This is a genomic window from Microvirga tunisiensis (assembly GCF_009296175.1).
Lineage (GTDB): Bacteria > Pseudomonadota > Alphaproteobacteria > Rhizobiales > Beijerinckiaceae > Microvirga > Microvirga tunisiensis.
The window spans coordinates 1-10,133 of record NZ_VOSK01000233.1; the positions used below are offsets into that span (position 1 = coordinate 1).

Consider the following 10,133-nt stretch of genomic DNA (forward strand, 5'->3'; position numbering starts at 1 on the left):
ATGCGTTTGCCCGGCAAATGCGGCTCCATCCGATCCCACTGGTGATCTTTCAACATCAGACGAACTCCGCTCACCCAAGCCTCCGCGCCCAAAAGGAGCTTGAATCAGATTTGCGAGTCCGTCGAAAGCCTGAATGTCAACGCGCTCTAGCGCTAAGGGAGGCTGAGCATGAAAATCAATTCCATTCACGACGTATATTGGCTCTTAACCGCATGCCTTGGGATTTGCAGCGGACAGAATGATTTTAGCCGCAGATGGTGCGGGCGTAGTGCGCGCTACTACAGTGTGGTGCTCGCAACGGGGTTTCAGCCCTCAGTAAAGGTTTATCTTGCTCTGGCAACACGGACCGGCATGCTCGCGGATCAGTGGGAGCAATCCTCATGTCCAATGACGCAGTTCGATGGTGAGTGTCTGCGCTCTATCTCGCACCAGCTGTTTGACTTAGCGCGCATCCAGAGCATTACGTCCTTGCCTCGTTCACGGGCCCGTTCAAGGGCGGCTTGATTAACCGCCGGACGCCTGGGCAGGGCGTTCTTAGGGTAAAAAGCCTGCGGCTCGCGGCAATCTTCGGTTGAAACATAGTAACAGCGACAGTATCCTCTCGGACATCAGAGCCCAGGTAGGGCGATGGAGAGGGAGAGAACATGTCGGTTTTGAAGTCGCTGAAGCTGTCAGATGCAAAGCCCACCGCGCAAGCCAAGACGCCGGTTGAGCGCGGTCGAGAGAAGCTCGTTGAGAACCTTGCGCTTCAAAAGCAGCTTGCCGAGTCCACGATTGCAGGGACGGTCTTCGACTCACCCAAGCACTTTGTCATGCGTACGAACGGGGAGGGGGCTCGGGTGCGGGTCGAAATTCCACGACGCGTGCGCAAAGGCTGGTTTGAGGACGGAAGCCGCACGACCCATTTCATCATGCACTATGGCGGTCGGCCGCTTGAGATTGCGAAAGGCAAGACGGCCATTGAGGTTGGCTCCCTCCCTAAGCTCCCGATGCTGATCGACAGCCTCATCGAGGCCGTGCGTGCTGGCGAGCTGGACTCGGCCATTGCTACTGCAGCTGCTGAGCGGGGGCGACTTCTGAACCGCAGTGCAAAGCCAAAGGCCACCTGAAATTAGACAGGTGAGCTCTCGGCTTCAGGAAGGGAGCTTGAGTCTGGGTATCAGTCCCCATGGAGGGATTGATAAACTCAAGAGTGTGTCCTCTAGCAGTCCTGCACTTGGTCAGCTCAGGAAGGTGGCCAAGTCTGGAGTCTCTGGCGTGCCGAGCACTTCCTCAATCGCCAGTGCAACCGACAGTGCCTGCACATCAGCCCCTTCAGGGCAAATGATCTGCAGCCCTATTGGGAGATTCCCAGGCTTCTGCGGCAGAGGGATGCTCACTGCGGGACATGCGAAATAATTTGCGGGCTGAGTGTTGCGGGTCATGCCCAGAGCGAGGTCAAGGGCCTTCTGTTCGTCATCCAGGTCTGCCACGGAAGGTGGAGGCGTTGCGGTCGTCGGAGTGACCCAACCGTCGAACCCTGAGAACTTCTCGGATACGCTCTGGCGGGACTTGGTTCGCTGTGCCTCAAGAGTGAGATAATCTGCTGCTGTCACATCAAGGCCAGAGGTTGCGCGTTTCGCGACAATCGGATCCATCTGGTCGCGACCGGCAAGGAAGCGATCTCGGCCAAGGGTCGCAATAAGACAAGCCGGGAGAACAGCGGGGAAATAGCGCTCGCGTTCGCTCGCCTCGGGAACAGAAACAGGCCTCAACCGGCACCCTGCAGCCGACAAGGCTTCCATCGCGCCCTTGATTTGCGCTTCGACAACCGGATCGAGGTTGTCGAAAAAGTACTCCTGAGGAATGCCAAGCCGGAGCGCCTCAACAGGAAGAGGGCGTGCTTCCGGTTCGCCTGTGAGCGCAGCTACAGCAATCGCCGCGTCTCGGGCACTGCGCGTTAGCAGGCCAGGCGTATCCAAATGAGGGGCTAGGGGGAACGCCCCATCGGTCGAGAAGAAACCGGGTGTCGTCTTGAGCCCGAATATTCCATTGAACGCGGCGGGTACGCGGACTGAACCGCCCGTATCCGAACCAATGGCGAAGGCGCACAAACCGGCCGCGACTGCGACGCCTGAGCCGGAACTTGAGCCTCCAGGCAGGCGCGGAGTTTGTGCGTCCCATGGATTGATAGGTGTTCCCTGGGCACTGGATACCCCGGTAATGCCGAGGGCGAACTCGACGGTCTTTGTCTTGCCAAGAATAACGCATCCTGCCTGACGCAAACTCTTGACTAAGGGACCTTCTGGGCCCGCAAGATCGGCGATGTTCATTTTGGTGCCCGCTGTCGTGGGCATACCTTCGACGACGAACAGATCCTTCACGGCGACGGGTACACCCATCAGCGGACCAAGATCCGTACCAGCCGAATAGAGCGCGTCGATTGCGCGGGCGGTCTCAAGCGCCTGCTCGGCGGCAACGTGCTGGAATGCGCCGAGCCTCGGGTCGAGCACTTCGATGCGGGAGAGATAAGCCCGCGTCGCGTCCTTGGATGATATCTCGCCGGCTCGAAACCGTCGGGCGAAATCAGCGAGCCCTCCCTGACCAAGTGGATCATCCTCCAACACGACCATTCAGCGTCCCTCGTAATATTAGAACATGGCCGCTTTCCGCAGCGCAGGTATGCGAACCATGACAGATGTCATTTCGCCGGTGAGGATAATATCCAGCTGAGCTCTGTCGAGAAAAAAGTGTTTGGCAGTGCTCGAACACGCGCACTAGGCTTCACTCGCTGCAGAAGGGTTTCTTTCTCGCAGCAAAAGACTTCCTAGTGAAGCCAATAAAAAGGTGAGGAAACAAATGAAGATCGCTATCGCCGCTGCCTTGGCAGCTACTCTGTCCATCGCCGGCGCCCCGGCTCAGGCGCAGGTTGAGGTAGGCGTTATCAACAGCCTCTCGGGGAATTTTGCAGCATTTGGTGAACGGTATCGCACAGGCCTTCAGGTTGCACTTGACGAGATCAACGCGAACGGAGGTATCAAAGGTCAGCAGCTCACCCTAACGATCCAGGATGACCGGTCCGAAGCGAAGAGCGCGCTTGCCGAAGCTGAGAGCTTTGCCAGCAAAGGCGTTCCGCTTGTCATCGGCTCCTACGCCTCCTCGATTACAGGACCACTTGCTCAGTTCCTGACGCGCCAGAAGGTTCCGATGATCGTTCTGGGCAGCGCCGACGACAGCATCACGAAGCCGGGTTCGCCGTGGGTGTTCCGTGCCAAGCACAATTCGACGATCGTCGGGAAGGCCTACTTCGATTATTTCGACCATCTCAAGAATACAAAGAAAGATGTGCCTCTTGAGACGGTCGCCATGCTGTACGGTAACGGTGCATGGCCGACCTCACTGGCGAAGGAAGGCAAGCGTCTCGCCACGGAGCGTGGGTACAAGGTCGTTGGTGACCAATCCTATGATCAGGGCGTCACTGATTTTCGGCCGATCCTCAACCGCTTCCGCGGTGCCAACCCGGACATCCTCTATATTGTGTCCTATGCAGAGGATGGTGTCGCGATCACCCGGCAGATGCGTGAGGTTGGCCTCAATGCCAAGGTCATCGCCATCGATACATCTGCGGCTCTTCCGAGCTTTGTCCAGCAAGTCGGAAAATCGGCTGACCATGTTGCAACAGCCGTAAGCTGGAGCCAGGACGTGAAGTATCCCGGTGCTCAGGAGCTCTATGAGCGCCTAAAGGCTAAGGCCGGCGGTGAACCCTCGTTCTATGAGGCAGAGGGTTATCTCGCGCTGATGGTCGCGGCCGATGCGCTGCGTCGTGCCGACCCCAAGTCGCGTGACTCTGTGCGCGAGGCGCTGGCTGCCACCGACATCACGACGCCCGTGACGACAGTGAACTTCAAGAGTGCTGACGGCTTCCAGGGTCAGAACCCGATCCGAAGCCTTATCCTGCAGATCCAGGACGGCAAACACGTCACGGTATTCCCGGATGATCTCGCTGCGAAGCAGGCGCAGCACCCCACGCCGGAATGGTCGACCCGCTAATATAAAGGAGCCGGCGGCACATCCGCCGGCTCCAACCAGAGCTGCAATCACATGACAGGCTCGCTCACCGCCACGCATGTTCTTGTGGTGGATGAACGCGTGACAGCAATCGGGAACAAGAATGGCCGGGTTCGATATTTTTCTACAGAACATCGCCAACGGCGTTCTGATCGGGGGCGTCTATGCCCTCATTGGAATTGGCTTGACCCTTGTGTTCGGGGTCATGCGCACGATTAACTTCGCACACGGTGATTTCGTCGTGCTCGGCATGTACAGTGCTGTCCTTTTCAACGCTCTGCTCGGATGGGATCCATATCTGTCGCTGCTTCTTGCGATGCCGATCGGCTTCTTTGCTGGGGTCATTGTTGAGCGCTTCATCCTCTCACGTGTTATCGATGCACCGCCAGAGTCAGCACTTCTGGCGACGCTCGGAATCTCGTTGATCATCGGCAACGCGATCCTGCTCACCTTTGGTGGCGAGCCACGCTCGGTGCAGGTGTCGTATGCCTCATCGACCTTCTCAATCGCCGGGGTGAACGTCTCTATGGTCCTGCTCCTTGCTGGGATCGCCACGGTCATCATGATCGCGGCGCTTTATGTGCTGCTCAACAGGACCGAAGTTGGCCGTGCTATCCGTGGCACTGCGGAAAACCGGCTTGGCGCTGAGCTCGTTGGCATCGACACGCGGCGGATCCATAGCATCGTCTTTGGTCTCGGCGTGATGCTGGCGGTCATGGCAGGTGTCACGCTCATCCCGCTCCTGTTCGCAACTCCGACCAACACGGGGGCCGTGTTCACCCTGAAAGCCTTCGTCGTGACGGTCCTCGGTGGGTTGGGGAACGTCGGTGCGGCGATTGCTGGAGGCATTCTGCTGGGTGTGGTTGAGGTTCTGGGTGCCTCTTACTTCATGTCCGAGTACCGCGAAGCTTATGGATTGATTGCGTTCCTGCTGATCCTGCTCTTCCGGCCAGAGGGCCTGTTCGGACGGACGGTGAAGCGCGTATGACAAAGCATCTCATTGGGCTGGGCGTGCTGCTCGCTGTCGGCATAGCCTACCCGGCCATCTTCCCTAACAATCTGACGATTGCGATCTCTGTCCTGCTGTTCGCTGGCTGGGCCACATCCTTGGACCTGCTCGGTGGATGGAACGGCCAGGTGAGCCTTGGCCATGCATCGTTCGTGGGCCTCGGAGCCTATTTTGTCGCCATCGGCCAGAGCCAGTTCGGACTTGCGCCATGGTGGACCATGGCCATGGCCGCCGCTTTTGCGGCGATCCTCGGCTATTTCTGGGGGTGGCTGACGTTCAGCCTACGCGGCCCCTACTTTTCGCTCTCCACGATCGCGGTTGCGGAGATCCTCCGGTTGATCGCCATCAACGAGGAGTGGTTAAGCGGAGGCGCTACGGGCGTGTTCATTGCAACCCTCCCTGAGCCGTTTGGCATCGATCTCTTCTCTAGAACCGCCCAATTCTATATGGCGCTCGCCTTCGCGGCCGTGGTGATTGCTACCGTCATCGTGATCTCTCGAGCCCGGTTCGGCTATCAGCTACGGGCTGTTCGTGAAGACGAGGACTCGGCGATGGCAGCGGGCATTGATCCGACGGCGACAAAGCTAAAAGCGTTCATGCTGTCCGCTGCGCTCACCTCGATCGGCGGCGGAATATACGGGATTGTACTGGCTTTCATCGAGCCGCACGTCATCTTTGCCCTTCTCCTGTCCGTGCAGATCGCCCTCACAGCCATCATCGGTGGGCGCGGGACGATCTGGGGACCCGCTGTTGGCGCACTCGTATTGATTGGAGCTGGAGAGATGTTCCGCACTACATTCGCCGAGGCGAACATGCTGATCTACGGGATCCTAATCCTCGTAGTCGTTCTTTTCGTGCCCCGCGGCATCGTCGGGGAGTTGGCCCGTAGACGGATTCGGAGGCTCTATGCCAAACGTGCTCAGGGCTGACGGCATCACCGTCAAATTCGGCGGGGTCACGGCCGTCAACAACGTGTCCCTATCCCTCGGCTCCGGTAAGATTCTTGGGCTGATCGGTCCGAATGGCGCCGGTAAGACTACCCTGTTCAATGCCGTGACGGGCTTTGCGCCCATGCATTCCGGCAAGATTACCTTGCTCGACAAGGATATCACGGCGTTACCAGCATTTAAGCGGACCCGTTTGGGCTTCGGCCGGACTTTCCAGACTGAACGGCCTTTCGAGGAACTGACAGTCCTGGAGAATGTACTCATTGCTGCGTTCCTGACGGTCAGACGGCGGAGTGAGGCGGAGCGCCTCGCCATGAGTGTCCTCGAGCAGGTAGGGTTGGCGGATCGCGCTCACCAGCCAGCACTGGATCTCAACCTTGCGCGCAGACGGCGTCTGGAGCTGGCGAAGGCGCTCGCTGTAAAGCCGAAAGTGATCTTTCTCGACGAGATCATGGCAGGTCTAAATCCCCCTGCATTACGAGAGATGATCACTTTCGTGAGATCGTTAAGCGCGCAGGGTCTCGCTGTTCTGATGGTCGAGCACATCATGGAGGCGATCATCGAACTATCCGATCATGTTATCGTGCTCGCCAGCGGTGAGAAGATCGCGGAAGGCACCCCGCATCAGGTAACGAGCAATGAGCGCGTGATCGAAGCGTATCTGGGAACCGACTGATGGAGCAGGCAATTCTGCAGGTTGATAATGTCGACCTTGGCTACGGCGCGCTGAAGGTGGTGTTCGGTGCATCTCTTCATGTGAACCGTGGCGAACTGGTCGGCCTCGTTGGAGGAAACGGGAGCGGCAAATCGACGATCCTTAGGGCGATCTCAGGCATGATTGCTCCGTGGAGCGGACGCATCCTATTCGATGGCGAAGAGATCAAGGGAGCACGGCCTCATCAGATGGCTCGTAAGGGATTGGCCCATGTAGCAATGGGTCGTCAGTTGTTCCCAAACATGACCGTGCGGGAAAATCTGATGCTGGGGGCCTATTTGCCGGAAGCAAAGGCAGCCCGGGACGAGAACATGGCGAAGGTCGAAACTCTATTCCCCGACCTAATTCGCTACACCAACGCGATGGCTGGTCAGTTATCCGGTGGACAGCAGCAGATGGTGGCTATCGCGCGCGCTCTTATGCTCGGACCCAAGATGCTCATCATGGACGAGCCAAGTCTCGGTCTGTCGCCGCTTTTTGTCAAAGAAGTGATGGCAGCTATCAGGCGGGTCGCCGAGACTGGTCTTCCCATCCTGCTGGTGGAGCAGAATGTGAAGCAGGTCCTCGCTGTCAGCCACCGGGTTTACGTGCTCGAGAATGGCAAGCAGGTGCTCGATGGCCCGTCAGAGGAGTTACAAGGGCACCCGATGATCCGTAAGGCTTATCTTGGCCTTTAGGCTTTCACTGATGAGCCTTAAGGCAATCACGGACGCAAACTTTCGGACGATGGCACGGCCGATGTCTGCCGGCACGTTTCTACGACGCGAAAGGGGGTGTTTGGCAGCATCCGCTGCACTGAGGGGCCACTTTTCCTAATTGGGCTGTCCAAGAGCTTCTCAGGAGCTTCTCGACGCTCCTTAGCCGGGTTGTATCCTACGGGAGCCAGTCACAGGTTTCTCTGCTTAAAGTCTGGTGCGAGTGCGAGAGCTGAAGTTCTCTGGATTGGGGGATTGTCATGTTTCTACCAGGAGGGGGCATTGGCTCTACAGGATTGTGACAGCCCCAAAAATGGCATGTAAGTTCGACTCCTTCATGTGCCGTTATGGAAGTATCCTCACATGCCAAGCCGACTATAAACCTGTTATGTACGTCGTCAGATCTGCCGGGCACGTAGAAGGGAAAGGAATGGGCATGCCAATCAATAATGCGGTGAGCATTCAGTGTCCCGACTCGATTGCCGTTGCACCATTCGGTTGGACGCTCGGTAAGCCATATCCACCAGAAGCCGGTGCCACAGCCTATCGGAACACTGCGACTGCCTTCTGGCAGGAGCATTTGTTCGATCCAGGACCGGATGGGGAAGTAGAGATCCTTTGGGTGACCTATAATGATACGAGTCAGGCAATCGATCGCCTAGAGGTTCATCATCTGACCCAGCAAGCGGTCGTACCGCTGATCGGGGAAATTATTCAAGTCGTAGCCTTGAGTGACGGGGAGGGGGCTCCGGATCTCGCCACTGTCCGGGCCTTTCACTTGTCTCCTGGGGTCGGAATTTGCATGCATCCCGGCGTTTGGCATGCGACCCGAACCATTGGGCCGGAAGCCACATGCCTGATGTTAACCCGCCGATCGACAACGGTTGATCTTATCGGTCACCTTGCCAATGCTCATCCGGCGCGGGAGACCAGTCTCAGAAACATACAGCAGATACACATGACTAGGTGAGATACGCAAGCGGACCGGGAGCACAGCCGTAAACGACCAGTAGAATTCAGTTGAATGCCAGAACAGGAAAGCATGATTATCACATGAACCTTGGTGCTTCGACCACATGAGACGTCTTCACGGCAATTTATTTTTGAAGGTTATAAATCTTGGACTTCTCTTTCTGGGCGCTTCTTGTGATGAAGATGCTGACCAGCGCGGCGATCGTTGTTGGGGCATCGCTGGTGGTAGAGCGAAGCGGTCCGTTCTTAGGTGCCATGATTGTGACCCTGCCGATTTCGGCTGGGCCGGCCTATGCGTTTCTAGCGGTTGATCATGGGTCTGCTTTTATCGCAGCCAGTGCCTTGATCGGCCTACCGGTCTCTGCAGCGACGGTCGTCTACATGATTGTCTATGCTGCTGCCGCCCAACGGTTTGGAGTTCTGGCGAGCGTCGGCTCTGCATTGGGGGTCTGGGCCATCGCCATAGCAATCATTCTTAGAGGGCAATGGTCTCTTGGGAGTGCTCTTGCACTGAACATAGCGGTATATGCTCTCGCCATACCGCTCGCGCGGAAGTTCTCCACTGCCGCTGTGCCGATTGCTTCAAAGAAGCGTGTATGGGACGTTCCTTTCCGTGCCGCCTTAGTCATGACTGTTGTCGGCGTAACGCTCGTAGCAGGGAGGACACTTGGTTCCTCGATTGCTGCCGCAGCTGCCTTGGCTCCTGTCGTCCTCATCAGCGTAGCTTTGATTTTGCAGCCCCGTGTAGGCGGCGTGGCAGCGGCATCCGTGGTTGCCAACGGAGTGCCCGGTATGCTCGGATTCGTAGGGGCGCTGAGCCTGCTGCATTTATGCGCCGTGCGCCTGGGAGCCGCCGTCGCGCTGATCTTGGCCTTGGCGGTGAGCATCGGGTGGAACGCTTCGTTGATTGCGCTACGGCGCTGGCGCTTGAGGGAGAGAGCCGGGATTTGATCATCCCGGCTTTCGTTCACCAGGCTGCTCGAAAGCTGTTCACCGCTGTCCGTATTGAGTGTTCTTGAAGAGGTCCTTCTGCTCGCGGGGCTGAGAGCGCCAGTACTGTTTGGGTGCATTGACCTGGGCGCCGAGCTTGGCGGCGGCATGCCAGGGCCAGCGCGGATTGTACAACATGGCGCGTCCGAGCGAGATCATGTCTGCTTCCTCGTTCCCGATGATGGCCTCTGCTTGTTCAGGTTCAGTGATCAGCCCAACGGCAATTGTTGGTAAACCGACCTCAGCCTTTACTCGCTGTGCATAGGGTACCTGATAACCTGGTCCGAGTGTGATTGCCTGTGCTGGAGAAACCCCTCCGGTGGACACGTGGATGGCGGCGCAGCCTCGGCTCTGAAGAGCCTTCGCAAAGGCGATTGTTCCCTCGATATCCCAGCCGTTGGGAACCCAATCAGTCGCGGAAACCCGTACCCAGACCGGCCGGTCTGCGGGAAAAGTGTCACGGACAGCATCAAAGACTTCAAGTGGGAAACGCATCCGGTTTTCGAGGCTGCCGCCGTATTCGTCCTGGCGTTTGTTCGCGATAGGGGAGAGGAACTGGTGGAGCAGGTAGCCGTGGGCTCCATGGATCTCGATGGCGTCGAAGCCAAGTCTCGCTGCCCGGCGTGCGGCAGACCTATGCCGGAATGTGGGTGATGACGGTTTGAGAAAGGCGACGTATCGAGGCGGGTGTCGAGCCTGCCAGAACCTCTTCAGGAGAGCGATACGTCATGACCGAGACTACCAACATTGTTCGCCTG

At 57.8% G+C, this 10,133-nt stretch carries 10 protein-coding genes and 1 pseudogene; 9 read left to right on the forward strand and 2 right to left on the reverse strand.

What is annotated here, in order from left to right:
* Positions 1-168: 168 nt before the first annotated feature.
* Both FS320_RS50985 and FS320_RS31305 read left to right on the forward strand, forming a co-directional pair.
* Positions 169-504 (forward strand): DUF6626 family protein, encoded by a 336-nt coding sequence (locus FS320_RS50985; RefSeq protein WP_420846802.1) that lies wholly within the window; start codon positions 169-171, stop codon positions 502-504.
* Positions 505-644: 140 nt separating this feature from the next.
* Positions 645-1,109: a hypothetical protein gene (locus FS320_RS31305; protein ID WP_152716323.1), complete on the forward strand. Its 465-nt coding sequence runs from the start codon at positions 645-647 to the stop codon at positions 1,107-1,109.
* 111 nt (positions 1,110-1,220) lie between these two features.
* Here FS320_RS31305 and FS320_RS31310 read toward each other — a convergent pair whose 3' ends face one another.
* Positions 1,221-2,612, reverse strand: a complete 1,392-nt coding sequence (locus FS320_RS31310) for an amidase (protein ID WP_152716326.1) — start codon at positions 2,610-2,612, stop codon at positions 1,221-1,223.
* A gap of 226 nt (positions 2,613-2,838) precedes the next feature.
* On the opposite strand from FS320_RS31310, the gene FS320_RS31315 reads away from it, so the two are divergent.
* The 7 genes from FS320_RS31315 (at position 2,839) to FS320_RS31345 (ending at position 9,336) form a co-directional block, all read left to right on the forward strand.
* Positions 2,839-4,029: an ABC transporter substrate-binding protein gene (locus FS320_RS31315; protein WP_152716328.1), complete on the forward strand. Its 1,191-nt coding sequence runs from the start codon at positions 2,839-2,841 to the stop codon at positions 4,027-4,029.
* A gap of 121 nt (positions 4,030-4,150) precedes the next feature.
* The gene (locus tag FS320_RS31320; RefSeq protein ID WP_152716330.1) at positions 4,151-5,035 is read left to right on the forward strand and encodes a branched-chain amino acid ABC transporter permease; all 885 of its coding nucleotides are present in this window, start codon (positions 4,151-4,153) and stop codon (positions 5,033-5,035) included.
* Positions 5,032-5,985, forward strand: coding sequence for a branched-chain amino acid ABC transporter permease (locus FS320_RS31325; RefSeq protein WP_152716332.1), 954 nt, complete (start codon positions 5,032-5,034; stop codon positions 5,983-5,985). The genes FS320_RS31320 and FS320_RS31325 overlap by 4 nt, the downstream gene beginning before the upstream one ends.
* On the forward strand, positions 5,963-6,679 hold the full coding sequence (locus FS320_RS31330; protein ID WP_152716334.1) for an ABC transporter ATP-binding protein: 717 nt from the start codon (positions 5,963-5,965) through the stop codon (positions 6,677-6,679). The genes FS320_RS31325 and FS320_RS31330 overlap by 23 nt, the downstream gene beginning before the upstream one ends.
* A complete protein-coding gene (locus FS320_RS31335; RefSeq protein WP_202882914.1) occupies positions 6,679-7,395 on the forward strand; it encodes an ABC transporter ATP-binding protein in 717 nt (238 codons plus the stop codon). The genes FS320_RS31330 and FS320_RS31335 overlap by 1 nt, the downstream gene beginning before the upstream one ends.
* Before the next feature lie 448 nt (positions 7,396-7,843).
* Positions 7,844-8,383: an ureidoglycolate lyase gene (locus FS320_RS31340; RefSeq protein ID WP_202882915.1), complete on the forward strand. Its 540-nt coding sequence runs from the start codon at positions 7,844-7,846 to the stop codon at positions 8,381-8,383.
* Between the two features lie 149 nt (positions 8,384-8,532).
* Positions 8,533-9,336, forward strand: coding sequence for a hypothetical protein (locus FS320_RS31345; RefSeq protein WP_152716338.1), 804 nt, complete (start codon positions 8,533-8,535; stop codon positions 9,334-9,336).
* A gap of 39 nt (positions 9,337-9,375) precedes the next feature.
* Here FS320_RS31345 and FS320_RS31350 read toward each other — a convergent pair.
* Positions 9,376-10,008 (reverse strand): annotated as a pseudogene (locus FS320_RS31350) (oxidoreductase); the annotation flags it as partial.
* Positions 10,009-10,133: the final 125 nt, after the last annotated feature.